The 26,906-nt window shown below is 60.1% G+C and carries 20 protein-coding genes and 1 tRNA gene; 10 read left to right on the top strand and 11 right to left on the bottom strand.

Translation table 11 applies throughout. From position 1 onward, the window contains the following. Positions 1–113: 113 nt before the first annotated feature. The 4 genes from AC5P7I_RS01710 to thiS form a co-directional block, all read right to left on the bottom strand. Complete coding sequence (locus AC5P7I_RS01710) at positions 114–1,961, bottom strand: SLC13 family permease (protein ID WP_032957191.1); 1,848 nt, start codon at positions 1,959–1,961, stop codon at positions 114–116. 27 nt (positions 1,962–1,988) lie between these two features. Continuing rightward, a complete protein-coding gene (trmB, locus tag AC5P7I_RS01705; protein WP_075076064.1) occupies positions 1,989–2,723 on the bottom strand; it encodes a tRNA (guanosine(46)-N7)-methyltransferase TrmB in 735 nt (244 codons plus the stop codon). Beyond that, complete coding sequence (locus AC5P7I_RS01700; RefSeq protein WP_075076065.1) at positions 2,723–3,517, bottom strand: thiazole synthase; 795 nt, start codon at positions 3,515–3,517, stop codon at positions 2,723–2,725. The genes trmB and AC5P7I_RS01700 overlap by 1 nt, the downstream gene beginning before the upstream one ends. 118 nt (positions 3,518–3,635) lie before the next feature. Then, positions 3,636–3,836 (bottom strand): sulfur carrier protein ThiS, encoded by a 201-nt coding sequence (thiS, locus tag AC5P7I_RS01695; protein ID WP_005418796.1) that lies wholly within the window; start codon positions 3,834–3,836, stop codon positions 3,636–3,638. Positions 3,837–4,043: 207 nt separating this feature from the next. Here thiS and AC5P7I_RS01690 point away from each other — a divergent pair, with 207 nt between their 5' ends. The 3 genes from AC5P7I_RS01690 (at position 4,044) to AC5P7I_RS01680 (ending at position 7,761) form a co-directional block, all read left to right on the top strand. Then, on the top strand, positions 4,044–5,897 hold the full coding sequence (locus tag AC5P7I_RS01690; protein ID WP_197557077.1) for an autotransporter outer membrane beta-barrel domain-containing protein: 1,854 nt from the start codon (positions 4,044–4,046) through the stop codon (positions 5,895–5,897). A gap of 160 nt (positions 5,898–6,057) precedes the next feature. Further along, a tRNA-Gly gene (locus AC5P7I_RS01685) sits at positions 6,058–6,131 on the top strand. A 67-nt stretch (positions 6,132–6,198) separates the two neighbouring features. Further along, positions 6,199–7,761, top strand: a complete 1,563-nt coding sequence (locus AC5P7I_RS01680; protein ID WP_262088091.1) for a tyrosine-type recombinase/integrase — start codon at positions 6,199–6,201, stop codon at positions 7,759–7,761. A gap of 349 nt (positions 7,762–8,110) precedes the next feature. Here AC5P7I_RS01680 and AC5P7I_RS01675 read toward each other — a convergent pair whose 3' ends face one another. From AC5P7I_RS01675 to AC5P7I_RS01660, 4 genes are all read right to left on the bottom strand, one after another. Next, positions 8,111–8,380: a hypothetical protein gene (locus AC5P7I_RS01675; protein ID WP_262088090.1), complete on the bottom strand. Its 270-nt coding sequence runs from the start codon at positions 8,378–8,380 to the stop codon at positions 8,111–8,113. A gap of 488 nt (positions 8,381–8,868) precedes the next feature. After that, a complete protein-coding gene (locus AC5P7I_RS01670; protein ID WP_262088089.1) occupies positions 8,869–9,207 on the bottom strand; it encodes a hypothetical protein in 339 nt (112 codons plus the stop codon). Beyond that, the gene (locus tag AC5P7I_RS01665; RefSeq protein ID WP_088429177.1) at positions 9,204–9,515 is read right to left on the bottom strand and encodes a hypothetical protein; all 312 of its coding nucleotides are present in this window, start codon (positions 9,513–9,515) and stop codon (positions 9,204–9,206) included. The genes AC5P7I_RS01670 and AC5P7I_RS01665 overlap by 4 nt, the downstream gene beginning before the upstream one ends. 68 nt (positions 9,516–9,583) lie before the next feature. Next, the gene (locus AC5P7I_RS01660) at positions 9,584–10,357 is read right to left on the bottom strand and encodes a hypothetical protein (protein WP_262088088.1); all 774 of its coding nucleotides are present in this window, start codon (positions 10,355–10,357) and stop codon (positions 9,584–9,586) included. 111 nt (positions 10,358–10,468) lie between these two features. Between AC5P7I_RS01660 and AC5P7I_RS01655 the strand changes: the two genes are divergently transcribed. Both AC5P7I_RS01655 and AC5P7I_RS01650 read left to right on the top strand, forming a co-directional pair. Then, positions 10,469–10,804 (top strand): helix-turn-helix domain-containing protein, encoded by a 336-nt coding sequence (locus tag AC5P7I_RS01655; RefSeq protein ID WP_099475619.1) that lies wholly within the window; start codon positions 10,469–10,471, stop codon positions 10,802–10,804. A gap of 108 nt (positions 10,805–10,912) precedes the next feature. After that, positions 10,913–11,965, top strand: coding sequence for a CHAT domain-containing protein (locus AC5P7I_RS01650; RefSeq protein WP_262088086.1), 1,053 nt, complete (start codon positions 10,913–10,915; stop codon positions 11,963–11,965). 35 nt (positions 11,966–12,000) lie between these two features. Here the strand turns inward: AC5P7I_RS01650 and AC5P7I_RS01645 are convergent, their stop codons facing one another. Then, the gene (locus AC5P7I_RS01645) at positions 12,001–15,783 is read right to left on the bottom strand and encodes a hypothetical protein (RefSeq protein WP_262088085.1); all 3,783 of its coding nucleotides are present in this window, start codon (positions 15,781–15,783) and stop codon (positions 12,001–12,003) included. Positions 15,784–16,128: 345 nt separating this feature from the next. After that, entirely contained in the window at positions 16,129–17,520 is a 1,392-nt protein-coding gene (locus tag AC5P7I_RS01640; RefSeq protein WP_262088084.1) for a site-specific integrase, read from the bottom strand. A gap of 387 nt (positions 17,521–17,907) precedes the next feature. Here AC5P7I_RS01640 and AC5P7I_RS01635 point away from each other — a divergent pair, with 387 nt between their 5' ends. The 4 genes from AC5P7I_RS01635 to AC5P7I_RS01620 all read left to right on the top strand — a co-directional run bounded on the left by AC5P7I_RS01635 (position 17,908) and on the right by AC5P7I_RS01620 (position 22,968). Next, on the top strand, positions 17,908–18,147 hold the full coding sequence (locus AC5P7I_RS01635; protein WP_164207768.1) for a hypothetical protein: 240 nt from the start codon (positions 17,908–17,910) through the stop codon (positions 18,145–18,147). A gap of 373 nt (positions 18,148–18,520) precedes the next feature. Then, positions 18,521–19,822, top strand: a complete 1,302-nt coding sequence (locus AC5P7I_RS01630; protein WP_164207804.1) for an SIR2 family anti-phage-associated protein — start codon at positions 18,521–18,523, stop codon at positions 19,820–19,822. Continuing rightward, positions 19,819–21,588, top strand: a complete 1,770-nt coding sequence (gene herA / locus AC5P7I_RS01625; RefSeq protein ID WP_321212202.1) for an anti-phage-associated helicase HerA — start codon at positions 19,819–19,821, stop codon at positions 21,586–21,588. Before AC5P7I_RS01630 ends, herA begins: the two co-directional genes overlap by 4 nt. Before the next feature lie 612 nt (positions 21,589–22,200). Then, complete coding sequence (locus AC5P7I_RS01620; protein ID WP_262088082.1) at positions 22,201–22,968, top strand: HEPN domain-containing protein; 768 nt, start codon at positions 22,201–22,203, stop codon at positions 22,966–22,968. Between the two features lie 236 nt (positions 22,969–23,204). Here the strand turns inward: AC5P7I_RS01620 and AC5P7I_RS01615 are convergent, their stop codons facing one another. Then, positions 23,205–24,833: a patatin-like phospholipase family protein gene (locus AC5P7I_RS01615; protein WP_262088081.1), complete on the bottom strand. Its 1,629-nt coding sequence runs from the start codon at positions 24,831–24,833 to the stop codon at positions 23,205–23,207. Positions 24,834–25,116: 283 nt separating this feature from the next. Here AC5P7I_RS01615 and AC5P7I_RS01610 point away from each other — a divergent pair, with 283 nt between their 5' ends. Beyond that, positions 25,117–26,646 (top strand): MobA/MobL family protein, encoded by a 1,530-nt coding sequence (locus tag AC5P7I_RS01610; RefSeq protein ID WP_262088080.1) that lies wholly within the window; start codon positions 25,117–25,119, stop codon positions 26,644–26,646. The last annotated feature ends 260 nt before the right edge of the window (positions 26,647–26,906 follow it).

The raw sequence follows: 26,906 nt of genomic DNA, 5'->3' as shown, positions 1-26,906 counted from the left end.
ACGACGCCGTTCTGACAGATCGCGGCAACCTGCCATGCCACCGAATGCCAGCCTTTGACGTTGACGTTGATTCGGCGGGTGCAGGGCGCAGCCCTGCCAACAAACCCCAACCCTCAGAACATCAGGTTGATCATCAGCACCACCACGCAGGTGTAGATCAGCGACAACGGGCCGCCGACCCGCCACATCTCGCGCGGGGTGTAGTTGGCCGGGCCGGTGATCATCGAGATCACCGGGTTGGAGGCCGTCATCAGGTTGTTGGACGCCGACAGCGCCACGATCAGCGCGAACGCGGTCGGGTTGCCACCCGCCGCCAGTGCCAGGTTCACCGCAATGGGGACCATCACGATGGTCGCGCCCACATGGCTGATCACCAGCGAGAACGCCGTGGTCAGCAGCGCCAGCGCCACCTCCAGCACCCACACCGGAATGCCGGTCGGCAGCTTGTCGATGGTATGGCCGGCTACCCACGCGGCCGCACCGCTGGAGTCCATCGCCCAGCCGAGCGGAATCAGCCCGGCCATCATGAACACCGTCTTCCAGTTGATCGAGGCATAGGCCTCGTCCATGCGCAGCACGCCGGTCAGCAGCATGCCGGCCACGCCGGTCATCAGCGTCAGCGCCACCGGCAGCTTGCTGGTCAGCGCGATCAGGATGGTCAACGCGAAGATCGCCATCGCGATCTTGAACTTGTGCGGGCGCTGCTCGCCGGTCGGGTAGTCGGTCACCACCACGAAGTCGCGGCTCTTGGCAGCCTGCGCCAGGTCGGTCCAGATGCTGTGGAACACCAGCATGTCACCGGCGCGCAGCTGCACGTCACGCACGTCCTCGCGGATCACCTGCTTGTCGCGGTTGATCGCCAGCAGGCTGATGCCGCGCTCCTTGCGCAGGCGCAGGTCGGCCGCACTCTTGCCGATCACGTTCGAGGTCGGCGGCACCACCGCCTCGGAAATGCCGGCGCGGCTGGGGTTGAACAGGTCGCCCAGGTGCTTCAGGCGCGAGGACATGCGCAGGAACTGGTTCTGCGCGAAGTCGCTGATCTGCTGGCGCGGGCCCATCGCACCGAGCACGCTGCCGACCCAGATGCGCATCTCCGCCGGCGGCGCCAGGCGGGTGTCATTGCCGGTCTTCAGGGCCAGCAGCAGTGGCGCATCGTGCAGGGTCTCGGCCTCGCCCAGGGTCATGCCGACCAGCGGGCTTTCGGCGCTGACCACCAGCTCGAACACATCGCCTTCGATGCCGTAGGTCTTGGCAAAGTAGCTCTCGGTTCGCGCCGGGGTGACCCCGTCGTTGACCAGGTTTTCTTCCTCGATCAGCTTGCGGTCGCCGTAGTAGCGGAAGTACAGCAGCGAGGCGACCAGCAGTGCCACGCCGATCGGCAGCGGCGCGAACATGCGCAGCGGCTCGATGGTGGCCAGGCCGGAGGGCAGGTTGTTGTTGGCCGAGGCCAGCAGATCGTTCAGCAGGATCAGCGGCGAATTGCCGACCATGGTCAGCGCGCCGCCCATCACGATCGCCGCCGAGATCGGCAGCAGCAGGCGCTGCATCGTCAGCCCGGTGCGCGCTGCCAGTCGCGAGGCGACCGGCAGGTACAACGCCATCACCGACGGGTTCTGCATGAAGGATGAGTTCAGGCCGGCGATGGCCGTGGTCATCATCAGCAGCCGCTGCTCGACACCGTGGCCGCGCCGCAGCAGCCAGGCGGCCAGCCGGTTCAGCGCCCCGGTGCGGTCCAGACCCGCACCGAGGATGGTGGTGGCGATGATGCTCATCACCGCGTTACCGGAGAAACCGCCGAAGATTTCCTCCGGCGCGATCAGTCCGGTGACACCGAGCACCACCAGCACCACCAGCGCGACCACGTCGGCGCGGATGCGCTCGAACAGGAACATCGCCATCGTGAAGCCGACCAGCCCGAGCACGAGCTTCATGTCGTTGGTCAGCGTCAGCGCGGTATCCATGTGGGGCGCGGCGTCCTCAGGCGATCGTCAGGTGCGGTCGTACAGCAGGTCCCAGACGCCATGGCCGAGCTTCTGGCCGCGGGTCTCGAAGTGGGTCTGCGGGCGCCAGTCCGGGCGCGGCACGCTGCCACGCGGGCCGGCACGGTTGACCAGGCCGGCGGTGGCATCGAGCACATCCCACATCTGCTCGGCGTAGTCTTCCCAGTCGGTCGCGCAGTGCAGGCGGCCACCCGGGCGCAGCTTGCGCACCAGCAGTTCGGCGAACGCCGGCTGCAGCAGGCGGCGCTTGTTGTGGCGCTTCTTGTGCCACGGGTCCGGGAAGTAGATGCGCACTTCATCGAGCGCGCCGTCGGCGATCTCGTTCTGCAGCACTTCCACCGCATCGTGGTGGTACAGGCGCACGTGGTCGGCGTTGTCGTCGGCCAGCGCGTTCAGCAGACGGCCCACGCCCGGGGCGTGCACCTCGATGCCGATGTAGTCGCGCGACGGGTCGTGCTGGGCGGCGAAGCGCAGCGCGGCACCGTTGCCGAAGCCGATTTCCAGCACCTTGTGTGCCGGGCGGCCGAAGGTGGCGTCCAGGTCACGCAGCTGGCCGTTGTAATCGATGCCGAAGCGCGGCCAGCGTTCGTCGAACGCGCGCTGCTGGGCAGGGGTGAAGCGGCCCTGGCGCAACACGAAGCTGCGCACCTCGCGGCGGCCCTCGCTCACGGTGAAGGGCTTGGGCGGGGCCTTGGAACCGGCGCTGTCAAAAGGATTGGTCATCAGCCGATCAGCCCATCCACCGGCGAGGAGGCGCTGGCGTAGCGCTTGCGCGGGATGCGCCCGGCAAGGAAGGCCTCGCGACCGGCCTCGACCGCCTTGCGCATCGCACTGGCCATCAGCACCGGGCTGCGCGCACCCGCAATGGCGGTGTTCATCAGCACGCCGTCGCAGCCCAGCTCCATCGCGATCGCCGCATCCGAAGCGGTACCGACGCCGGCATCAACGATGATCGGCACCTTGGCGTCTTCGATGATCTGCAGCAGGTTGTACTTGTTCTGGATGCCCAGGCCCGAGCCGATCGGCGCGGCCAGCGGCATCACCGCAGCGCAGCCGATCTCTTCCAGGCGCTTGGCCAGGATCGGGTCGTCGGAGGTATAGACCATCACCTCGAAACCGTCCTTGACCAGCTGCTCGGCGGCCTTCAGGGTCTGCATCACGTCCGGGTAAAGGGTCTTCTGGTCGCCCAGCACTTCCAGCTTGGTCAGGGTGTGGCCGTCCAGCAGCTCACGGGCCAGCCGGCAGGTACGCACGGCGTCCTCGGCGGTGTAGCAGCCGGCGGTGTTGGGCAGGATGGTGAAGCGCTCCGGCGGCAGCACGTCCAGCAGGTTCGGCTCGCCCGGGTTCTGCCCGATGTTGGTGCGGCGGATGGCCACGGTGACGATCTGGGCGCCAGCGGCCTCGGTGGCCAGGCGGGTTTCTTCCAGGTCCTTGAACTTGCCGGTGCCGGTCAGCAGCCGCGAGCCATAGGTCTTGCCGGCGATCACCAGCGAATCGGGGGAGACATGAACGTTCATGGCGCGATTATCGCTTATCCGCCTGAAGATGGGGTCACGCAGAGGGCGGGGTCGAGCGTGGGGTCAGATCCCTTTGCCATCGGCAAAGGGATCTGACCCCTGAACACCCGCGCAGGCCTCAGCCCCCGCCCAGCGCGTGCACGATCTCCACCACGTCGCCTTCGGCCAGGACGTGCTCGCCATGGCGGCTGCGGCTGACGATCTCGCCGTTGACCTCCACCGCCACCCGGCGCTGCAGCAGCTGCTCGGCCTGCAGCAGGTCGTGGAGGGTCGCCGAAGCGGGCAGGGTACGGGGTTCGCCGTTGAGCTGGATGTTCATCGCCGCATTGTCGCCGATGGCCTGCGCGGATCGGAACCCTTGCAAATTTCGTTGATCGCCAGCCCCGGCACAGCGTGGTCCAGCGCCCTCAGGCGACAATCCATGCGGCGGCGCAGCGTGAGCAAAACGCGGCGCAGTGGAACCATTCACCGTGCGCCGGCGTACGTCCGCCGGGTCCTCAACGATATCCCCACAGGAGTTTTTTACATGCTGCTCAGCAAACGCCCGATCCGCTCCCTGATGGCGGCCGCGATCGCGCTGGCCGCGCTTCCGGCCATGGCAGGCGAATCCCCCTATTCCAAGGCCGTGTTCTTCGGTGACAGCCTGACCGACGCTGGCTATTTCCGCCCGCTGCTGCCGGCCGATGTGCGTCCGGTGACCGGCCAGTTCACCACCAACCCGGGTTGGGTGTGGGCGCAGCAGGTCGCCAACTACTACGGCCTCAACGGCACGCCCAACGGCAATGGCCAGAACGGTGACAACTACGCCGTCGGCGGCGCCCGTGTATCGGCCGACGAAGCGGGTGGCCTCGGAGCCATTCCGTCGCTGAAGTCGCAGGCGACCCGTTACCTTGCTGCGAATGGTGGCAAGGCTGACGCCAATGCCCTGTACACCGTATGGGGCGGTGCCAATGATCTGTTCGCGGCCACGCGCGCAGCGGCCGGTGGTGCCTCGCAGGCCCAGGTGCAGGGCATCATCGGCGCCGCGGTCACCGACCAGATCGCGCTGGTGGGCGCCCTGAAGCAGGCCGGTGCCCAGTACGTGCTCGTGCCGAATCTGCCGGACGTGGGCATCACTCCGCAGTTCCGTGGCCCCAACGCCGCCGCCGCCACTGCACTGTCGGCCGGTTACAACAAGGCCCTGTACGGTGGTCTGAAGCAGGCGGGCATCGAGTTCATTCCGCTCGACACCTTCAGCATCCTGCGTGAAGTGACCGCCAACCCGGGCATGTACGGCTTCACCAACGTCACCAGCACCGCCTGCAAGATCGATCCGGCCAACTCGACGCAGAGCATCCTGACCTGCAACCCGACTAGCTACGTCAGCCCGGATGCGGCCAACACCTACCTGTTTGCCGATGGCGTGCACCCGACCACTGCCGGTCATCAGCTGCTGGGCCAGTACGCGGTCTCGGTGCTGGAAGGCCCGCGCCTGCAGCAGGTGCTGAGCCACTCGGCACAGACCATCGGCCGCTCGCGTGCCGACCAGGTCAGCATGCACCTGGGTGGTCGGCCGGCTGACGGCCTGTCCTGGTGGGGGGGCGTGCGTGGCGACCTGCAGCGCTACGACCACGCCGACCTGTACGACGGCCTGGCCCCGGCCGGCCTGTTCGGTATCGACTGGGCCCGCGACGGCATGGTGTTCGGCGGTTTCGCCGGCTTCGGCCGCCTCAGCGCCGACTTCGGCAACAGCCGTGGCGACTTCACCCAGAAGGACACCACCGCCGGTCTGTTCGCCGGCTGGTATGGCGACCGCATCTGGGTGAACGGCCAGGTCAGCTACACCTGGCTGTCCTATGACGTGAACCGCAAGGTCCAGCTGGGCCCGGCCACCCGTGAGCATGGTGGTTCGCCGGACGGCAGCAACCTGACCGCGGCCCTGAACGCCGGTTACGAGTTCGGCACCGAAGGCGGCTTCCGCCACGGCCCGATCGCCTCGGTGATCTGGCAGAAGGTGAAGATCGACGGCTACACCGAAAGCGCCGCGGCCGGCACCCTGGCCACCGCACTGGGCTATGACCGCCAGAACGTCGATTCGACCGTCGGCCGCCTCGGCTGGCAGGCCCGCTTCGATGGCGGCGCCGTCAAGCCGTACGCGCAGGTGACCTACGATCACGAGTTCGAGGACACCAAGCAGGCCAGCGCCTGGCTGCAGACCCTGCCGGAACTGGGCAACTACCGCGTGCCCGGCCTGAAGTTCGACAAGAACTACGCCACCGTCGTGCTGGGCGCCCGCACCGAGCTGTTTGGCCTGCAGAGCAACTTCGGCCTGAGCGCTTCGACCGGCCAGAAGCGCGCGCAGGACGCTACCCTGTTCGCCAACTTCAGCGGCACGTTCTAAGCAGCACCCGCTGGGGTCGGATCCCTTTCCGCAAGGAAAGGGCCCCGACCTGTTGCGCCGGGGGTCGGATCCGTTTCCGCCAGGAAACGGCTCTGACCCCATTGCGGCATGCTGCCATTGCGCAACACTGGCCCAACCGCATAGACTTTCACCGCGCACTGCGGGCGTAGCTCAATGGTAGAGCTGTAGCTTCCCAAGCTACTGACGTGGGTTCGATTCCCATCGCCCGCTCCAGTTCAACCTCTCAGTTCACAACTGATTGAATGGGTTGAAATTTTAGGCCGATTGATGATTCCGAGCGATGCCCCTTGAGGTATCAATCGAGGTATCAATCTTGCCAAAGCCCTTGATGATTTCGCGCTCAGCGGGTCTGTATGCGCGCTTCTTTGTCCCTACAGATCTGCGAGCCCTGATTGGCTCGCGTTACATTGTCCGCTCGTTGGGAAGCTGTCGTGGGGACCACGCCAGGCTGGCGGCAGCCACGATGGGGATGGCACTATCGATTGCATTCGATGCCATGCGGAAAGGGATGACCGTGGATCTGGAAGAACTGCTGAAGAAGGTTCGCAGCGGAGCGATCAAAGAGCTGATTCTCAGTGACGTGACGCTGCCAGATGGCACGCGTATCGCCCGGGCTCAGTTGGACACGCCAGCGGATGCGGCAATGTTCGCCGACCTGATGGACCGTTCCCGGCAAGGGGAGCCGAGTGAAGTTACGTCTGCGCGGGTGGCCAAGCGGCGCGACCAGATCCGTAGCGCCAGCCAAAGCATCACCAGTCACGCTCCCAACGCTTTGATGCTGTCGAAGGCGATGGTTGATCACTTGAGCGACCTGGCTGGGGCCCGCCTGCATCAGAAGACCGTGCTGGAAAGCCGTCATACCCTGCGTCTGTTCGCTGGGATCATCGGCGAAGACGTGCCGGTGGCCTCGCTGACCCAAGACCACGTCCGGGCCTTCTTCGATGGCGTGCGTTATTGGCCGTCCAATGCGACCAAGCGGCCGACCTACCGCGACCTGTCGGTGCCTGAGGTCATCAAGCTGGCGAAAAGGAACCAAGAGCCGGAGCCGGCCGCTTGGACGATGGCCAAGCACCGTCAGCGCTTGAGCGTCTTTCTGGTGTCCTTGGTCGACGGCAAACATCTGGCAGTGAATCCGCTCGCAGGCATCCGTGCGATTTCCACGCCGGACTCGGAAGACACTGGCTCACCTTTCACCGATACCGAGCTGAAGGCGATCTTTGACCCGGTTGAGTTCCCGAAGTGGGCTTCGAAATATCCGCATCGCTGGTTCGGGCCCATCCTCGGACTTTATTCAGGGGCGCGCGTCAACGAGATCGCGCAGCTTCGGTTGGAGGACATCGACACCATCGATGGCGTGCCCGGCTTCTTCGTTCGCAAAGTTGGGAAGAAGCAGAGCATCAAAAACAAGCACAGCCGACGGTTCATCCCGCTGGCCCAGCCGGTGATTGACTGCGGGTTCTTGGACTACGTGGAAGAGGCCCGGCAAGCCGGGGTCGAACGTTTGTTCCCAGACCTTCCCAACTCGACAGGGCTGGGCTACGGGCGTCAGCTGAGCCGTCAGTTCTCCGTCTACATCAAGCGGCAAGGTGTGTCTGAGAAGGGACAGGGCTTCCACGGGTTCCGCCACACCATCGCTTCAAAGCTCGACGAGGCAGGGGTGTCGGCGTCAGCCATTGGAGCGCTTACGGGCCATGGCACTGGCCAGACCGTCCTGGAGAAGTTCTACATCGACCGAAGGAGTCTGCCGGACCGAGTTGCAACGTTGGCGAAACTGAGTGTGCTCGCTGATCTGCCCTGCTATCAGCCCGGGCAGTTTGAAAACAAGCTGAAGCGGATGAAGTAAAGGTAAGCAACGCCCAATCAGCTCGGCTAGAGGCCAGACTCCGTCCGCGCAAAGAAGAATCCCCAGCGAATGCCGGGGATTCTTCTTGTGGTGCTAGATGCTGTCGAGAGCTCGTTTCAGCTTCTCCGTCGGCCAATAGAGGTCCTTTGCCCCATCGCGGGACGCGCGCAGCACCTGTCCGGGTGTCATTCGATTTAACTTGCGCGTAGTGCTAAGAACGCTCATCTGATGAATCTTCGAAGCAATCTCCATGTCACGTTTATGGAGAGATTCAGTGGTGAATACGTGGATTTCAGGATTTCTGCTCATATTCTTCTCAGTAAGTTGGTAGCTTCACACTTAACCTAACTTATCGCCCAAGACGCTCGCCGTTGATCCATGAGTTTAGAACTTTCGCCGACCAGCGAGGGCTGCGACCCAGCATGATTGTCGGCTCAGGAAATGGCGGCATGCCTGCGAAATCATCACCTGAACCACCTAAACCTAGCGGTGATGATCGAAGTTGTAGCAACGGATTGGATTTTCGTAATCGTTCAAAAGATGAGCGAGAAATCGACAATTTTCTGCACACTGCATCAATGTCGAGTAGCACATCGTCAGAACTGAAATCGAAAGTCATATGTGGTCCGGCGCGGCAACTTGGTGCATCCTGACGCATCCTGACGCATCGGTCAAGCCCGGAATCCTTTCGTTTATTGGAGGCCTTCTTCGGAGGGGGGCTTGAACCCTTTGAAGAGCGACTTCCGGATTGCCCGCTGGTTCCCGGAAGCAAAGGGGGATACCAGCTAACTCGGGGCTGCTTAGCTGGACAACTGGTCCCACATCAGGAGTAAGGCCGTTGGGAGGCACTTCAGTAGGTGATAGAGGCCAAGTCCATGGTTAGGGCCTGCTGAGTCATTGCCCACCATTGCGCAGCGGCAAATCGTTGATTGATTTGCTGAGCAAGGGAAGGGGCCTGCGAGTGACGGCGCGCTGCTTTAGGCGGGCGCACCGGGCCGCCAACGGCCCCTTGATGAAGCCGGGCGATTTCAGGCAGAGCAAGCTGAGTCAGGAAATGCAGATCGTCCTGCCTGACGGAGGCTTTGGCTGGTCAAGCAGTAGCGCGGTCTATTGGATCAGTTGGGCATACATGACGAAGAGAAACATCGGCAGCCCGCTCAGGACAGCAAAGGCCCCCAATGCGCCCATCAGGGTCAGGACGGTCATGACCCACCACTGCCACCATGAGAAACCCGAATCCCTCGCCTGGGCCACGCGGGCTTCTGCGGGATAGAGCCGAGCCGCCTTCCGGCTTGCGCGTCGGGCCATGAGCGGCCCAACGACGAACCCGAAAGGTCCAGTGAGGAGCAGGGCACCCGAATACCACCAGAAAAATCGGTCCCGTGGCGTCATGAGATTGCGGCGGGCGGGCACCGGCTGGTCAAGCAGGGGAGGGGGCACGCTCATTTGGCGTAGGCCCTCCAGCTCCCTGACTCCTTCGCATACCTAAGGTTCTTGCTGACCGGAATGGGCACCTGGCGGCCGCCGATATCGATGGAGACTTTGCCCTTGGTGTCGCAGCGGTAGCCCTCCACGTCTTGGGCCTCGACGCATCCGGTCAGTTCGAAGTCGCGGATGTCGCCAACCCGTCCAGCCCCGCTTTCCTCCAGAAGGGTGGCGAGTGCCCTTTCGGCATCGTTAGTAGACGGCGGGCCACCGCAAGCAGTGAGGGTAAGTGCAATGGCCAAGCCGGCCAGGGGAAACCTTGCGTTCATGGGTCAATCCTTGAGGGTGATGATGGGGCGGCGGTAGGCCGCCCCGGACGGGTAGAGAAAGAGGGGGCTTACCGGTCTCGATTGCCTTCCGGCTTGAACCCCGCGATCCACATCCGGCTGTCCTTGAACGGAGTCAGCATCCCCGACGCGCCCGGGTGCAGGTCGGCGGTTTGGATGAAGGCAGAGACCCACGCCACCCTCAGGGCCACGTCGACGGCCTTGTCGGACACGCCGGGGCGAGACACGTTGACCACGAACGGCTGGCTAGCCGGGTTGGGGCCTGTGGACCGGCTGGCCCCGGTGTTGGGCTTGGCGGCAGGCACCCGAACGCCCATCAAGGTATCCCTGCCTTTCCACAGCGCGGCGCTGTTGAGCTCGGCGGTGTCGCCCAAGTCGTCGGTCTCCGTCAGGGCTGCATTGGCGCACGTCTGGAAGACCTCCGTCGTAGACGAGGTGGCGCTGGTCCAGATTTTTGCCTCGACGGTCCAGCAAGGCAGGGACGCCCCCCATTCCTGGAACGTCAACGCCACGCGGGGCCAGTCCAGCCGGCCTTGTTGTGCGAGCTGGTGGTTATCGGATTTGAACAGCCCCTGGATCTTTCCGGCCCCGCTGACCGGGGTGTAGATCGCTGCATTGCCGGCAGACTGAGTTCCGCTGGCCCCTGTGGGCTTCATCCCAATCATCTGGCCGCCGGCATCCTTCAGGCTCTTCCCCAGCTGCCGGAAGAAGCCGGGCTTCCCTGACTCCGGGCCGGGCTGGGCGGCCTCCTGGGCGTAAGTCCCTTGGACACTCAGCAACAGCGCTGCCGCCAAGGCGGCGGCCATCCTTGTGGTGTTCTTCATTTGCTGCCCCTGTAGACCGCCAAGCCGGCGGCATTTACGATAATCGCAGATGTGCAAACCGGTTCCAACAGTCAGACTTGGGAGGAGTTCAGCTTTGGTGCAAGAATCCGGATGCAGCCCAAAACGCCCACGACGGTCTATGGCAAGCGCCTGCGAAGTGCGCGGCTGGCCAAGCGCTGGACACAGGCACAGCTGGCTGAGCGTATCGGGATGGTGGACTCAGTCTCGGGGGCGACCCGGGTGAGCCGATACGAGACGGGCCAACACGACCCCGACCCGGCAACCTCTCAGGCGCTAGCGAAGGCGCTTGGACTGCCCGTGGCCTACTTTCATGCAACTTCGGACACATTGGCTGAAGTGATTTTGCTGGTGTCAAAACTGCCGGTTGCTAAGCAGAAGGAAGCGCTGAAACGACTGCGAGACATGGTCGAGGCTACCGACCGCTAAGTCCTACAACGCCAATCTCATGCCCTGATACTGGGAGCTGGGAGAATCAGCCTTGCAGGGGCGTATTGGTAGTCGCACCACGGCAATGACTCTACCGAGGACCGGGTAATGTCTGTTGAACAGCGGCGGCGTGCAGTGGAAGCGCATCACAAAGTGATAGCAAGGCTCCAAACGGAAAAGTCACGGGAGGGAGCCAAAGCGGCTGCCGAGCGGAAGAAGGCGCTGGAGGCCTCAGCGGCGGCGAGTCGAGCGACCTCTTTGTCGACTAGGATGACGAAGCTGAAAGACGCGCAGCGGTCTGAAGTGAGCGCCGTTGCTTTTGACAGGAAGGTCGCGGACTTGGAGGCCAAGATTGCGCGTGAGCAGGTAAGATTGGGTGAGGCGAACCGACAGCTTGGTGCTGCGCAGCGGCAAGAAGAGCAGAAGCGGTCCTCCATTCAGAAGCGCGAGCACGCGTCCCAAGTAGCAGAGCTTTCACGCCTCCAGGGCCGCCTCAGCCGTCACGACCAACTTCATCGAAGTACGGCCGCCACCTTGCAGCGCTTGCAGGAACTTCCCGAATATCTGACGGTGCTCTTCCTCGCGTCTAATCCAATCGATCAGAAATCACTCCGGCTGGACGAGGAGGCCCGCTCCATCTTGGAAATGGTGCGAAGATCGGAGCATCGTGACGCAGTGCGGCTTGAGTCTAGGTGGGCGGTTCAGCCTCTAGATGTGCTTCAGGCCATCAACGAATGCAGACCGGGGGTCGTGCACTTCAGCGGGCACGGCTCGGAAGAGGACGAGATTGTATTTCAGGACAGCGAAGGTCGAGCCAAGCTGGTGAGCAAGGAGGCCTTGGTCCAGACAATGATGGCCGCTTCCGGAGACATCCAGCTGGTCTTCTTCAACACATGTTTCTCGAATGGCCAAGCCGAGGCCATTGTTTCCCATGTGCCTTGCGCTATCGGGATGAACACGTCTATTGGAGACCAAGCCGCAAGAGTCTTTGCTGCTCAGTTCTACTCAGCGATAGGGTTCGGGCATTCGGTGGCAAAGGCATTCGACCAAGCCAAAGCGGCCCTGATGCTTGAAGGTATCCCTGAGGAGCGGACCCCAGAGCTATTTACGTCAGTCGGCATAGACGCTGCTTGCCTCTTTCTGGTCAATCCACCTAGTTAAGGACGGCCGCGATCTACAGCCGCTCAACGGAGGTTCTACTCGAACCCTTCAGGCTCCCTCCTGCTGGGTCTACCCAGTTCGATCATCCACTCGATGCGGCTGGAGAGTTCTTCTCGAATCCGCCTCCTCTCCTCAGCTTCCTTGTGCGTGGAGGGAGCGGGCAATGCATCTATAACGTTGATGCCGGAATTCATGTATGGAATCTCCCGGCTGGAAAACGAGCTGCTGACCAAGCGGCTGCCAAGGATGGCGATCACTTCGGCTTTGTCTGTGGCTAGTTCATAGAGCCTGCGTGCCAATGCGAAGGTAGCTTCGCCTTCTACCTCTTGGGGCGAGGAAGCCTCCAGTCGGCAGATTCTCACCGCAAAACTAGCCCTCAGCTCTGGATCCTCCATGACCCAGCTCAGAAGAGCTTCGTCGGAAACGTTGCCGCTCAATCCCCGATCTACGTTAGGACTCTCGAGCAAGAGTAGTTCGGCAGCATCCTCAGGTTGGCTCAACAGTGGGTGGCTGATTAAATAAGTCAGGCACTCACTTGGATACCTGGTCAGGGCGGGACCGATCAAGCGTCCCTTGGAGGTCCGGGCGAAGCGACTGCCTCCACTGCGGTGCTTGATGACCTTATCTATCAGCGCTTTGAGCGAATCGAATCCACTTGCATGCCTTGCGGTGTAAGCGAAGACCTCTTCCAAATCATGTTCGACCATGGTTTGGTCGACCTTCAACTCAGTCCAGTCGTAGCGCAACAAGAAGCTTAGGCAATAAGCCCCAAGTTCGGTCTGCTCAGAGTTCGCCAACTCCTTAGAGCTGTAGACTTGCATATGCAGGGTGTCGAGTGCAGTGTGAATGCCACTTATCCCTCTTGTCGCAAGGGCGTCAATAAGCCTTCCAAACTCAACGACCCGGTGCGGTGCCAGCGTGCGTCCCATGCTAAGCCAAGTGAAATCTTCAACAGGAGCCGCCCCGTGTTCAATCGCCGCTATAGTGCGCACTAAGGCGCGGTCATCAAAGACGACTGCCAACTGGAGTTCCGAATACCAGCGAGCCCAGATATTGCTGTGTATAGAGTTGTCTAAGAACGCGTTTGTCTGGTTCAGGTCGCGCTCCGACCAGCCAGACATTACGCCCCGCAGAAAAAGCGTGCTCAAGAGCGACTCATCGGTGTCGCCTAAAATCCTGCCGATGGCGCTAAGAAGGGAAGGGAAATCCTCAGTTGCGGCCGCGACACCTTGGCCGAGGGAGAAAGGCATTCCGCGGGAGCCTCGGTCCATAAGCCGAGGAAGCATCTCCATAAGTAGCGCTTTATCCTTCCCGAGTTCTCTGCCAACAGATACTGCTTCCAACTGGGATTCCTGCTCCCGCTCGACGTATTGATCTACCTCAAAATCTTCATCGTCAAAGAGCTCTCGGGAGTGAAGTTTTGCCACCACACGTTGGCGCAGCCCGCGAGGGGCAACCGTCTGGGCAAACGTGGCGACCCGTCGGCGCAGGTCTTCACTAATATTTGTTCGGCGTAGCAACAGCTTTGCCGCAGTCCAAGCCTCCGGCCAGCCATCCTCCGTCTGGAAGACAGGCGTGAGCTGAACGAGCGAATCGATAGTCTTGTCGTCCAAGTGCAGAAGGTCCTTGGCGCGCTTTCCAATCGTAGAGCGGACAAGCGCCCCGCGCTCGTTTGCGGAGGAGGCGAAATCGCCCGCAACCGCCAAGAACTCGGCGAACCAGAGCTGCTGATCGTCCAACGATTGTGGCCTCCAGCCGTAGTCTCGACTGCGAGCTCCGAATCGATGGTTACCCGAACTAGACAGCCCAAGTGTCTGGAGCGAAGCATCAAGGCAATGCAGTCCTATATCAAATACATGTTCATCATGTGAACTAAGCATCTCCCGGATCGCGCTAGTGCGCATCCCAATGGGGGCGTGTGTCCCCGAGTGCACAACTTGGAACAGGGTGGTTAGGTTCTTTCTGGTGCCATTGTTGTCGCCCTTTGTGGACTGATCCAGCCCCACCAGCGCTTGCAATGCGGATACGGACCGGCTGAAAAGATTTGGATCGTATGCGATGGCGTTCACCAAGCTAGAGAGATCCGGAATCTCATGTGCCAGGCGAATTCCTAGCTCGCCATCGTGCAAGAAGTCTTCGACTGCAGCGAGTGCCATGGAGGGGTTTATTGGCGCAACCCTTTTGAACGTGAGCATCTCCTCGTTGTTAAGAGACGCTATCTTTGAAAGAGCACCGCCTTTCGATAGCCAAGACGTGACTACCTGACTGCCAACGCTAGAGTTACCTAGGTTGCTTAGGCGATTGCCAAAAGAAGCCTTGACGCGCGATGTGGCGTTGTCAAAAAGGCTGTATGTCACCTTTGATGGACTGATTTCTTGAAGACACTCATTGGCCAGATAGTTTGCGATCGCTTGGGGCAGAATCGCGCGCATCTTTCCTCGCGACTGTAAGAGCCCTCTTCGTTTGAGGTCAGCCATTTGGCGATAGAAGGTGCTGGGCGAGACTTCTGCGAGTTCGGAGAGCACCCTGAGTTCTGAGCCTTCCTCCATGTCCTCTCCGTTGAAGGAGTAGAGCAAGCTGGCAGCACGCGCGCAGCGCAGCAACTCGTCGCCTGTGTCAGCCCGTTGATGAAACAAACGGCGGAATAGTTCGCCATCTTCAAGAGATGAGAGCTGGCCAGATTGAGGAGCCGTCTCGGCAATAGCCATGGCAAGGCGGGCGTTACCATCACTTGCTCGAACAATCACGTCGCGGTCGGGGTAGCTCAGATGCTTATAACGTTCCCGAAGGATCTCATCTATGGTCGCGTCAGATGCACCTTCCAGCTCGTAGGCCCGAGTCGATGGGGCTAGCTTGTCTCTGACGTCATATTCAATGGTAAGGAGGCCCAGGCTGATGGATGCCTTGATGCAAGCCTCCACTAGAGCGTTGTGGGTGTCCTGTCCGCAGTTATCGACGACCAGGACTGTTGGGCCTGCTGACAGGGAAATCGCTCCCAGCATCTCTTCAGGCGAGGGTGAGGGTCGGTCACCGATATCGGTATAGATCGCACTGTTGGGCGACAGGGCTGGCTCATGCGGCTCAATCCGAGGGTCAAACAGAGCTTGGGCGAGCCTCGTTTTTCCCAAGCCTGAAAGGCCCAAGAGCCGGACTGCGCTCCCAGCCCTAAGGTCGCGTCGTATAGCTACAACCGCTTCCGCAACCGTCCCCAGCTCCGTTCTCCCAGGAAGTGAAACTCGGCCTTCCTCGTCCAAGATGAACTCTCGGTCGAGAGTTGTTTCCCTGTATGCCCAGGGCCCATATCCCTTCCAGCCTGACAGTGGCTGACCGAGCACCTCTCTTAGCCAAATCGCTATAGCTGGATGCGATTCGACCCAGCTCGCAACCTCCTGCGCCCCGTAGAAGTCCACTTCTACCTTCTTGGATAGGCCGTTGCTAGCTAGGACACCTCGCATGGCCTCAACTCGAGCCGTCCTGACCTTGAATGAAGGATTCTCTTTCGTTGAGACGATAAGATAGAGGCCATGCTCCTTGGCAAGGCCAGAAATGCACGGTCGCAGGCGACCTTTCGGCTGCATCTCGCCCTTGATTCTCTGTGGCCCGAAAGGCTTCTTCTCCGCTTTAACTTGGACGATCGCTACGCTGCGGGTGAGCTTCTCGTTCAATCGCTTCGTGGGCTTGCAGGTAATCTCGACATCCACTCCATCGTCAGTCGCCCTCTGGTCGCCGCCGTAGAAGACACAGGGAGGCAACCCTGAGCGAGCTATGTCTCTCTCGCAAAGCCTGCCGATCAGTTGCCTGGCAGTCGTGTCATCCAAGCGCTGGATCATTTCTGGTTGGATTCTGAAGAAAGGATGCATGGCTTCAGCCTATAGCGGTCGCATGGATGATCGCAGTCAATCGGCCCCGGCTCAATGCCAGCAGCTCATGGCTCAAAGCAGCCACGGTCTAGGACGCGAAACGAGTCCCCATTTAGAATTGCCTTAAGGTTGAGTTTTCGCAAAGGACTTTGTGTGTTCGAGCGGACATGGCTGCGCGACGAATAGGTGCCGGGGTGCAAGGTTTGGATGTCCTCCCGCACTGGTGCTGACTGTTCGACCACAATAGTTGAAGCTGCGAGAAGTCCCCGGCTCGCGAAGGACTTCACATCTTCTACGGATGACTTAGGGGTAGAACTTGCGAGGGTCCGACAGCGCCGTCTTGAACTGCCCCGCTTGGTAGACCGGAAGCACCACGTCAGGGCGATACTTCTCCAAGACTGCGATCTGCTTCATTCGTGCCAATGCTGGCTTCTTGTGGAAGTAGGCCTCGTGCAGCACTGGGACCCGCTTGCTGATGGAGTGGCCGGTGACCAGGGCAATGTCCTCATCGGCCACCCCCATATGGTGCAGCTCTGTGGCAATCGTGTGCCGGAATGCATGGAATCCGATGCCTTTAGGAAAGCCCAAGTCTTTCATGTATCGACTGAACTGATTGAGGATACCTTGGCTGTAACGGGCGTTGGTGTCGCCATTGTCCCGTCGCACGCCGGCAGACAAATGTGGGAAGAGGCGAGGATGGCCGCAAGCTCGGATGTCCTCCACGAATGCCAGGAACCCAGCGTCGAGCAGCGGTTGGGGAATGGGGATCGTCCGGACGGCTGCTTTGCCTTTTAGGCTTTGGCGGCTCCGGTTCCTGTCTCTGTGGCTAAGGTCCGCGTCTACCGTCTTTTGAATCTTGATGCACCACACGCCGCTCTCCTGTGCGACATCTGCGAGCTTCAGCTGAGCAACCTCGTTTATGCGTGCGCCCGTATAGAGTCCAATCATCGGCACCCACCACCGGTGGGGTGCTTTCATGGCCCAGGGGATGAATGTGTTGGGGGCGAAAATGCGACGCAAATCTTCTTCGTCAAACAAGCGCTCTGCCTTGTCGGGGTCAATGACCAGGTCCTTCTTCGCCTCTGGAAAAAAGTGCATGGGAGAGCCCGCAATGGCTTTTGCTTTTTCCAGTCGGCCAAAGAACGTGACCAGGAACCTTCGGTGCTTCTCTACGGTGGCCGGTGCGGGTGGTTGCACGCAGAGCGCCTTTCCTTGAGCCAGCGCTTGCTCATACGTGTAGTTCCGATACTGCGGGTCCGACTGTAGAAGCGGTGGAGCCCAACGCATCAGCTCCCAGAGTCGGTAGATATGCACATGGTCGACCCGCGACACGGGAATATCCCCGCAGGCCATCTGGAGCAGGTTCAGTGACCGTGCTGTGGCCTCGATGGTGTTGCGGGTCAGGCCCATGCGCTCCCGGTCAGCCAAGTAGTCGCGGATCTCGATCGACAGTAGACGGGCAGGGGCGGCCACGGGGAGCGGCTCTGGGTAGCGCGTTGCGTTCTTGCCCAGGCGTGCTCGCCTGGCGCGTTCGCACGCATCGTTGATGATTTCCTGTGCGTGGATGGCGGCCTCACGGCCGCTGACAATCATCTCGCCGATGCGGACTCGGCCGATACGAACATTGGTGAGCGTGAGCGTGCCGGTGGAGTCCGACAAATACGATTTGAGGTAATGCTGAGCGGGGGAGTTCACTGCGTTGCTTCCATCTGAAGGATGGAAGTAGGGATACGACAGGGACGAAAATCGTCAATGATTTTTGGAGCCTTTTCACAACGCCTGTAGGCACGGAGATGCATGTCCTTTTTTGACGCTTCAAGCGGCGCTTTGTGCTGACCACCTTTTGGCTTCAACGCCCATTAATTCAATGACTTAAGATTATGAGTTGTTGCCTCTTACGGAGTCATTACCGTACTGTTTAACCGGCATAAGCTAACAAAGGGTGCGATTCAACATGAACGCAAGATAAATGACTTTAGATTTTGTTAGTTTGTTAAGTGCAGTTAATCAGTTGGTGACACCTATCGAGGACTGGCAGTGGTTCGTCGCCGTGCCTAGGTATCGGACGCTTTACATTCTGTGATGGCGATCTCAGAATCGATGCGTCAGGAGGGACCTGACGAGTTTTCCCACATTCGACAGAAGGAGTTTGCGATGGCTGGTGGTAAGTATTGGTCCGGGCAGGAGTGCCCGAAGACTGCGACCTATGGGCAGTACAACGATGCAACGGGAACGTATGCGGGCAGCTCGAGCGATCGCCGCGTCGAAAAGGGCGAACGTTTCCCGCCCAGTCAGAACAACCATCACTTCGAAGAGAAGTGACGGATGGGGGGAGGGCTTACGCCCTCCCTCCTTCTTGTGTGGTTAGGAAAGCGAGGGCGCGCCTCCAAGGAGGGGAGTGGCTTTTTGAGTTCAGGGGAGACCGTGGCTGGGGGAGCAGATGACCATCTTTCGGGTATACGACATCATTTGGGACGTGGATGGCGCGTCGGTGATGCTTCCGTCCGAAGTCGAGATCGCCTGTGTTGATAGGGCTTCCCTGCCGGGCGCTCTATCAGACGCCTACGGGTGGCTGGTCACAGACTTCAAAGTAGTTTCGGCAGCAGGGGCCTAGGGTGCTTCCTACAGCTGCGCTTGAACGCTGCGGTCCGGCCTGTGCGCAGGGGAGGGCAGCGACACGGAAACAGGGGGCTTTATGGGTATTACTGCGTATCGCGGCGGAAAGCCGATCACGGACGAGCTTGAGCTGCAGGCTTACCTCGCATCTCTTTTGCGATTGGAGAACGTAGGCCTGCTGTTGGGGGCAGGGGCATCGTGCTCCGCGGGCGGGCAGACGATGAGGACGCTGTGGACATCCTTCCTGAGGGACAGTCCTGCCGATGCGGAATGGCTTCTGTCCCAAAAGTTCATCACCGAGGATGAGCGGAGATTGCCGCTTCCGCCACTTCCGGCTCTGTCTGCGGGAGCTACCACGGCATCGACAAATCCGTTTATCACAGGGCTCACTGCCAGCTTGCCCAACTTTGAAGTGCTGCTGGACAGGCTGGAGATAGCCATCCTTGAGTGGGAGCGCCAAGAGAGCTCGGAAATCACCCGAGCCCAAGCCGCTAGGGCAGCGCTTTTCAGATCTGTAGTTGGTGCCGCGAAGCTGAAGGAAGATTGGTGGACGTCTCCGTTAGGTGCTGATCTAGCCGAAGAGCTGGGAGCACATCGCTCCATACTTCAGAAGCTCACTGCTGCTCGTCAGCCTGGTCAACCGGCTCCTTGGATCTTCACAACCAACTACGACTTAGCCATTGAATGGGCAGCCGAATCGGTCGACCTTCAGGTCATTAATGGGTTCCTGGGCGTGCACAGCCGCCGCTTCTCACCCCAGAGCTTCGACCTCGGGTTCCGCAATGCCCAAGCCAAGGGCGAAGCCCGTTTCGGCGTCTACAACGTCTACTTGGCCAAGCTCCACGGCTCGCTGACCTGGAAAGAGGTTGACCACAGCTTGTATGAGGTGCCGGCGTCTGAAGCTTGGCGCGATATCGATGAGTTCTTGACAGGGTTCGCGGACAAGCTGAGCTACTTGGTCCTCCCCCGCGCTGCCAAGTATCTTCAGACCGTCGGCTATGTAATGGGCGAACTGCTGCGACGATTCGCGGAGTTCATGGCCCGCCCGCAGACGGCTCTGCTGATAAATGGCTATGGCTTCGGCGACGAGCACATCAACCGTCTCATCCGCTCTGCCCTGCTCAATCCCACTCTCCAGGTAGTCGTGTATTTGCCTGAGTTCAAGGGAGACCCCTCAGCGACGGACCTTCCGCAAACCGTGCGAAGACTCCTTGCTCTTCAGACGCCACGCCTGACCATCGTTGGTGGGGGAAGTAGGGCCTTCACCAGCGCCTTAGCAAATGATCTTCCAGACCCAACGGTCTACGATCAGGAGCTGGCAGATCTGCGCAGGCGACTGATGCCTGAGAAGCCAGATGGGACCGAGGACGACGAGCCATGAGGAGCCGCCAAGCCATAGGCTATGTTGTCCAAATCGATGGCGTGGATATCACTCTGAACCTGATGGATGTCCATCGGGGCCAGTTGGCTGCTCACGTCCATGGCGTCTCGGTCGTCACTGAAGTTGGCAGCCTTCTAGGGATTGAATCCGGTGGGCGGCTGCTGGTGATGAAGGTTCAATCCCTGTCGTTCGCTGAGCCCAAAGAGGTTCATCGGGTCGGACTTTCGGGGACTTCGGCTTCCTCCGAACCCTTGCGTCACCTTACGGGCTTGGTGGTTGGTCGACTGCGCCGCGATTCTGGACGACTAACGTTCGTATCGGATTCGCTTTCCTCGCCGGCGCTGGGTGCGGAGGCCTTCCCGCTAACAGACGACGAGCTCTCATCGATCCTGGGTGGTGACGCAGCCACGCCGGCGGACATCCACTTGGGGGATGACCTCCGAGGCGGCGGCCGTCTGACCATTGATCTACAGAGTTTAGTGTCCAGGCATGTGGCGGTGCTCGGCAGCTCAGGGCAAGGCAAGAGCTGCTTTACGGCTGCGGTGCTCCAGCAGATCGCGAAGATGCCTAAGGCGCGCGTCGTCATCTTCGATATCAACGGTGAATACGAAGACGCCTTCCCCGCCAGCAACTACCCTGCGAATGTCATCAAGGTCACTCGGATCGGTGGGTCGGATTCGGACAGCTACCGCATCCCCTACTACGCATTGGGTCGCCTTGGCCTGCAACGTCTTTTGTTGCCAAGTGACAAGACTCAACGGCCCGCCCTGACCTTTGCCTTGGACCATTTGAACAAGATTAAGTGGTTTGCGTCTTCTAAGGGTGCAGGCCTCGAGAGCGACACACAGGCTTCGCTCTTTGATGACTGTAGAGGCGACAGGGTGTTGGATGCTCAAGCCATTATTCAAGGCCTAAGAGCAGGAACGGCTCCCGTCGCCTCAGCATGGCCGCCCATGCAGGCGATGGGGCCGCTAATAGCAGATAGCCACGCCATTTCGCCAAGCAACAAAGGATTGGAGCGCAATGCCTGGAACTACGGCAACATCTCTCCCCTCATCACACGCATTGCCCGCTTCACTGACGATGACATGTTCAAAGATGTCGTTGACGTCGCGGGAGGCGCGGGCTGCGGCGGCCCACTCAGCTGGCGCAACGAGTCAAAGGCGGTCGTGGAACGACTATTTGGCGGTGATGAGGTCGACTGGCGGGTGCACATCGTTGACCTCCGACGTGTATCTCATGACCTGACCCCCTTTGTCCTGGGTGCTGTTTTGGAGCTCTATGCTTTCGAGCTGTTTAGCCGTGGCCAAGAGAACAAGCGGGAGACCCTGTTGGTGCTGGAGGAGGCGCACCACTACCTGCGCCAGATGGGAACCGGCGACGAGGCCGTGAACAACGCCTTGGCATATGAGCGCCTAGCCAAAGAGGGGCGCAAGTTCGGACTGGCGCTCTGGTTGAGCACCCAGCGCCCATCGGAGATCTCTCCAACCGTGCTTTCGCAGTGCAACACCTGGGTGTCCTTCCGGCTGTCGTCGGAGAAGGACCTTTCGGCCATTCAGTCTGCTAGTGAGTGGGCGGACAAACGGGAGGTCCGGCGCATTGCTGGTCTAGCTCGTCAGAACGCCTTGGCCTTTGGTGGCAGCCTACAGATGGCTACCCTGATCCGGGCTCCGGCTGCGGACCCGCTGCCTCGTTCGGAGGACGGGCGGTTCAACCAATGGGCTGATAGTCTCGACGACGGGCTCGACGTAAACGAATTCTTGTAGGGTGGCTAGGTCCAAGTGGCAGTAAGCATCAGAGGTAGGGCAACGTGGATCATTTCGAGGGGGTAGTTCTAGACTTCCTGCGGGCTGACCGCAGGCTTTTCGTCAATCCTCAGTGCTGCATCCAGTTGAATCCGGGCAGTAATCCGGACACCAGCGGGCCCCACTGGTATTGCGACGCGGTCGCTGTGAACGTCCGGGACCGGGCTGCCTATCTGTGCGAAATCTCCTATGCGGCCCGCCTACCAACCCTGCTGAATCGGTTGAGGAGCTGGGATGAACACTGGGAACGCCTGCGGACAGCCCTAGCCAGGGATTGCGGTATCCCAGCCGATTGGACGGTTCGGCCGTGGCTGTTCGTGCCTAACGATCGCTTGGAGCGCTTGCGTTTGGGCACAGCTGCGCTATCACTTATGCCAGAGCCACGGGTTACGGCATTGGAGGAAGTCCTTCCTTGGCGCTACCGATCTTGGGACCGTGGAGACTACCAGGATTTTTTATCATGACCGATGGTTACATTGCTGCTCTCCACCCTACGTTGGTCGGATCATCGTCGAGCTGCTGGAAGCTGGCTTGCGCTCACATCTACACGGATATGTGGTGCGGGAGGCGCGGTTGAAGATGAAAAACCGAGACATTGGAGCGGAGATCGCGGCCGCGCGAGCTGCCTATCGACCGCCAACGCTTCACGCGAGGGTCAATCTCTTCGCTATTCGATGTTTTCGGGACACAGGAGACGGGGACTACATTGCTGCGCGATTGGCGATGAGAGCGAGGCTGTATCCGCAGTATCTGGCGGCAGCCGAGCAGGCGGTCGAGAAGTATCTAAAATGCATCCTTATGCTGAATCGCTGCGACACAAAGCGCCTTGGCCACAGACTGGCGGACGCGTTCGACGACGTTCGAACTAAGCTGTCACTTGATTTAGAGCTGACAGAGGTGGAGCAGGAGACGTTGGACAACCTCGTCCGCTGGGACTTTGATCGCTATCTGGTTCGCTCCTACCAAGTGGAGGATAGCGAGTTGGGTGGCCTAGATTTGCTCGTTTGGCGTCTACGACAGTATTGCGAGCCCCTTGACGTGGCCCACTACGCTGATGCCCCGTCCGCGGTGCTCTTCAGGAAGAATGTGGCTGCGATTGCCGCCCGAAGCATCGCCACACCCAAGGTAGGGCATCTCCCCAACGGTGATTTGGAGAAAATCCTGGCAGACAGGAATCATCCTGCCAGAGAAGGGCTGGTGTGGCGAAATCTCCGATTTAACAATGCCGGCCGAAAGCGCGCACGCGTGTCTGCGGGCTGGCGAGTCGTGAACTCGCCTCTTGATATGACCGATGATCAGGCTGTTGTGGAAGACGCTAAGCGTTGGATGAAGCTGCGCTGAGGGGAGGGCGTTGAGTCCTGCTGGACGGCCACTTCAGAGCGTCGGCCCATGCGACCTACTGGTGGAACACTACACCTTTCACTAACGGCTTAGCTTGAAGGTAATTCTGCGTCGGTCTTCGCTGCGACATAAGAAAGCCCTGAATTTTCAGGGCTTGCCAATACAGCATGGGGCGCCAACTGCAACTAGGGAGCCCAGGTTGCTCAGATCTCGGTTACGCCTGACATTGCCGTCTCCTATTGCTTGTAGTATGTAACGCTAGCAAAGTTCATTCCCTCTGTCAACCTGGTGAGGTCGACTTTTGAAACAAGCGATTTCCAGCCCGGTTTTAGGTGCGGAACTTGCGCGGTGGTCGTGCTCAACTGGTTGGCAGGTCCAACTTCGATGTAGATCGGGGCGTCCGTAGCGCGATTGGGGAGTGCGTCGCCGTAATGAAGTGGAAAGTCTGCATCTCGGAAGTGACTGATGATCTCCATCATTTTCGGTATCTTTCCGGGCGTTAATCTCACGGTCTGCCAGCACATACCCTCCCGCTCGTAGCGCGTCAAACCGTTGTAAATTTGTTCAATCTTCTTGATGGTGATGTCGTCCCCGGCGGAGAGGGGCTTATCTAGGCAAAGGAGCGTCGTGATTCCCCGTGGACAGTCTATACGGAATGGGAGAAGTAACGCCTTCCGGGCGTTTCCGTTCGAGTCTTGCACGGTCACATCAACCTTTCGGAGTGGGGCTATCTCCGAGTCTGGCATGTATTTAAACTCCAGGAACTGGAGCCCTGGGTTATCAATGCCGTCTAGATGGATTTCCAACTGGATAGTGTCGGGGTTGTTTGACTGGAGCGATTCATATGTTATTTGTTGCCTTATTAGTCTGGGGGAGTACTCTTTTGATTTATTTGTAGCAAAGAAATCCAGCGCGTGAACGCGCATCTGTTCGGCGGCAGATGCTACGTCGATCGCATGGGATGAGTGCCAATCGGTTCCGTTGGGCCCGTATCTGGAGCGGGTCCAGTCATGAATGCTTTCTTTCGTGCCCTCAACGTCGACCAGGAAATTTTCATGTGCATCACTTGAGAAAATGCTTTCGAAGTCAAGTGTGGTTCGCCGTTGCTTTAGGAGTAGGACATTATCTTTCTTGATGCCCTGTATCGCGCCTTCTACACGCTCATCAATGAGGCTGTTCAAGATGGCTTTTCCATACTCAAGAAGCGAGAAGCTCTCTTTGGTCGTGCCGTGATTCTTCGCAAATGAAAACGCCAAGACAGTTTGGTGAGGCTTTAGGCCCTCAGCCGCGGCCCAAGTGGGTAGATTTTGAAATAAGCCGCCGTCGAGCAGCTGCGGTTTATTAGTTGTTTTTGGCGTCCGAAAAACAAAGGGTATGGCGGCGGAGTCTACTAGTGCATCTACGAGCGATTCTGAGGAGTTCTCATCGACGTTATCAGAGGAGTTTGCCTTGAGGTCGGATCGTAAGATCCTAAGTTCGTAGCCTTTTTTGACAAGTTCTTTGACCGGCCTAGTGGCGTCTACGCCTCCGATATCGAATATCTCTATTAAGATTTTGCGGACATCAGCTTCGTTATATATGGGAAGCCCTCGTGTAAATCTGAAGAGCACGTGCCACTTTGCCAAGTGCGACGATGGAAAGAAGTCTTCGACCTTTGCCTTGAGCTTAGGTAGCCCCCGAACTATCTTTTCTACATCGCATTCCGTGGCATGCATGGCTGCCGCTATGGCGCCCGCAGACGAGCCGGAAACGCGGCTAACCTTTATTGCTCCGCTCTCGTCTTGAATCGATCTGCACGCTCTGCATGCAGCCATTAGCTCTAATACCCTAGCACCCCCACCTTGGTATGCAACCGAGACCTCCATCCATGATTCCCTTTCGTGAGCTGTGATCGCAATGGTGCGTTCAGTTTCGGCGTTAGTCAACAAGTGCGAGCCAGAGCGCGCAGAATGATTGGGCGGTGGCGCTACCACCTGACGTTTCGACTGATTTATGTGAAAGCGGTTCTCGGATCTCCTTAGCAACAGCGCACTTAGGCATCCTGACGGATGCGTGCGCCAAGGGCTTCGCCCCTGGAACCCCAAGCCGCCTTGCGCCTTGCCAAAAGCAAAAGCTGATCCATAAATGTTCCTGTTTTCAGGAGTTTTTATGGCTATCTTCCACACCTCAATCAAAATATTTAGCCGGGGCAAAGGCCAATCCGCTGTCGCCGCCGCCGCCTACCGAGGCGGCCTGCTGCTCGCGGACTTGCTCACCGGGCAGCAGCATGACTACCGCCGTAGGAGCGGCGTTGTCGAAACCTTTTGCCTCGCACCGCCAGATGCACCCGACTGGGCGCTGGTGCCCGGCGAGCTTTGGGCCGTGGCCGAAGCCGCCGAGCGCCGTAAGGACGCTACGGTGGCTCGCGAGTTCGAGCTGTCGTTGCCCCATGAGCTTTCGGACGAACAGCGCGCACACTTGGCGTTTTCCATTGCCGAGGCGTTGGTAGACCGCTACCAGTTCGCCATTCAAGCCAGCATTCACTCCCCTGGAACCCCGGACGGGCTCAACCATCACGTGCACCTGCTTGCCAGCACCAGGCGCATTGGTCCGGATGGGTTTGGACAGAAAACGCGCGAGCTCGATGGGGGCGTGTCGGGGAAAGTGCAGGTTCAATGGGTCCGGGAAATGGTCGCTGAAACGACCAACGCACATCTTGAAGCCGCTGGCCTGACGGTCACGATTGACCACCGCAGCTTGGCAGAGCAGGCTCGGGCGGCGTCGGACCGGGGAGACGAACTCCAGGCGGTGGCATTGTCTCGAGAGCCGACCAAGCACCTGGGCAAGGCGGCTGCCGCGCTGTCCCGAAAGGGCATGGACAGCCGGCTGGTAGCAGAGAATGACGCCATTGAGGCCGGCAACGCCGAACATCTGGACCATCTCACCATTCAAGCTGGGCGTGAGGGCAGGGCCGTGCCCATGCATCCGTCAGTCGGTCATGGCCAAGGTGGCCGGCCGTCCTCCATGCGGGGCTTGGCTCCTGGCTTGGAGATTCGAGGCGTGTCCGGAATGCGGCTGCCTCAGGTCTTGGGCCGCCAGCACGAAGCGAACGAAGATCAGCGGCCCATCAGCCTCGCCGAGCGCGTGGCTCAGGCCCTGCGAGACCTTCAGGACATCGCGCGCGCCAGGGCAGACCTGGCGACCCAGCGCATCCGTGCTGGTCTCGAATGGGCTCAAGCCGAACTTGGGCGGGCTGGGGAGACCGTCCCGTTACGGCAGTGGATCACCAAGGCGGTTCTCCAGGTCCGGGCACTGCGAGCGGCAATCCTGGGGCGTGCCTTGCGATTGGTGTCGCTGGGCAGGGCTGAACGCCTACATCACCTGGCTCAGCACGAATGGGAGCGCTTCAACACCGACTACCCCATGGGAACCAACGGCTACTCGCGCCCCGAATGGACGCAGCGCCGGGAGCGCCGCCTGTCTGCGCTGGAGCAACGGACCAAGGAGCTGGAGAAGGCGCGGTCGCGGGGCTCCGCCGAGGCATTGGCGGAGGTCGATGCGGATGTTCTTCGTAGAGCGACCGAACTGGAGGCCATGCCTTCGCCGTCACAGTTCGTCCTTGAGTGCCAGACCATGGCTCCGGTTGTCGCCGACTCCCCGGTGCCAGTTTTGAAGCCACGGCCGCCCACCCTCCATTGAACGAAAGAGCCCCGCAGATGCGGGGCTTTGCCTTTCAGTGAATCGTCGGTCCAGAAGGCTTTCGAGGAGCCGGCGCGGGAGCCAGCCCGCGTGCCTTGCGCCATTCGTCGGGCGAAATGAACGTTGGCGGCACCTGATCTCGGCTTACAGTCGCCGCCCGTGGGGCAGGTCGCGCCCCGGCGCTGGGCACATAGGCTTGCTGCGCTTGTCCGGCAGGTGATGCTGCGAACCGGCGCATCAGAGCGGCGGCTACATCCAGA

Source organism: Stenotrophomonas sp. YJH_SMC_138, assembly GCF_059369855.1.
The sequence above is the reverse complement of the archived record's forward strand: the minus strand, read 5'-3'. Positions and strand labels throughout refer to the sequence as shown.

Bases quoted from the DNA above. Each gene is read 5' to 3' on its own strand.
- AC5P7I_RS01675 (WP_262088090.1), bottom strand. From the start codon at position 8,380: ATGACTTTCGATTTCAGTTCTGACGATGTGCTACTCGACATTGATGCA.
- AC5P7I_RS01710 (WP_032957191.1), bottom strand. From the start codon at position 1,961: ATGGATACCGCGCTGACGCTGACCAACGACATGAAGCTCGTGCTCGGG.
- AC5P7I_RS01650 (WP_262088086.1), top strand. From the start codon at position 10,913: ATGTCTGTTGAACAGCGGCGGCGTGCAGTGGAAGCGCATCACAAAGTG.
- AC5P7I_RS01665 (WP_088429177.1), bottom strand. From the start codon at position 9,515: ATGAACGCAAGGTTTCCCCTGGCCGGCTTGGCCATTGCACTTACCCTC.
- AC5P7I_RS01690 (WP_197557077.1), top strand. From the start codon at position 4,044: ATGCTGCTCAGCAAACGCCCGATCCGCTCCCTGATGGCGGCCGCGATC.
- AC5P7I_RS01610 (WP_262088080.1), top strand. From the start codon at position 25,117: ATGGCTATCTTCCACACCTCAATCAAAATATTTAGCCGGGGCAAAGGC.
- AC5P7I_RS01660 (WP_262088088.1), bottom strand. From the start codon at position 10,357: ATGAAGAACACCACAAGGATGGCCGCCGCCTTGGCGGCAGCGCTGTTG.
- AC5P7I_RS01700 (WP_075076065.1), bottom strand. From the start codon at position 3,517: ATGAACGTTCATGTCTCCCCCGATTCGCTGGTGATCGCCGGCAAGACC.
- AC5P7I_RS01630 (WP_164207804.1), top strand. From the start codon at position 18,521: ATGGGTATTACTGCGTATCGCGGCGGAAAGCCGATCACGGACGAGCTT.
- AC5P7I_RS01680 (WP_262088091.1), top strand. From the start codon at position 6,199: ATGCCCCTTGAGGTATCAATCGAGGTATCAATCTTGCCAAAGCCCTTG.
- AC5P7I_RS01670 (WP_262088089.1), bottom strand. From the start codon at position 9,207: ATGAGCGTGCCCCCTCCCCTGCTTGACCAGCCGGTGCCCGCCCGCCGC.
- AC5P7I_RS01615 (WP_262088081.1), bottom strand. From the start codon at position 24,833: ATGGAGGTCTCGGTTGCATACCAAGGTGGGGGTGCTAGGGTATTAGAG.
- AC5P7I_RS01655 (WP_099475619.1), top strand. From the start codon at position 10,469: ATGCAGCCCAAAACGCCCACGACGGTCTATGGCAAGCGCCTGCGAAGT.
- trmB (WP_075076064.1), bottom strand. From the start codon at position 2,723: ATGACCAATCCTTTTGACAGCGCCGGTTCCAAGGCCCCGCCCAAGCCC.
- herA (WP_321212202.1), top strand. From the start codon at position 19,819: ATGAGGAGCCGCCAAGCCATAGGCTATGTTGTCCAAATCGATGGCGTG.
- AC5P7I_RS01635 (WP_164207768.1), top strand. From the start codon at position 17,908: ATGGCGATCTCAGAATCGATGCGTCAGGAGGGACCTGACGAGTTTTCC.
- thiS (WP_005418796.1), bottom strand. From the start codon at position 3,836: ATGAACATCCAGCTCAACGGCGAACCCCGTACCCTGCCCGCTTCGGCG.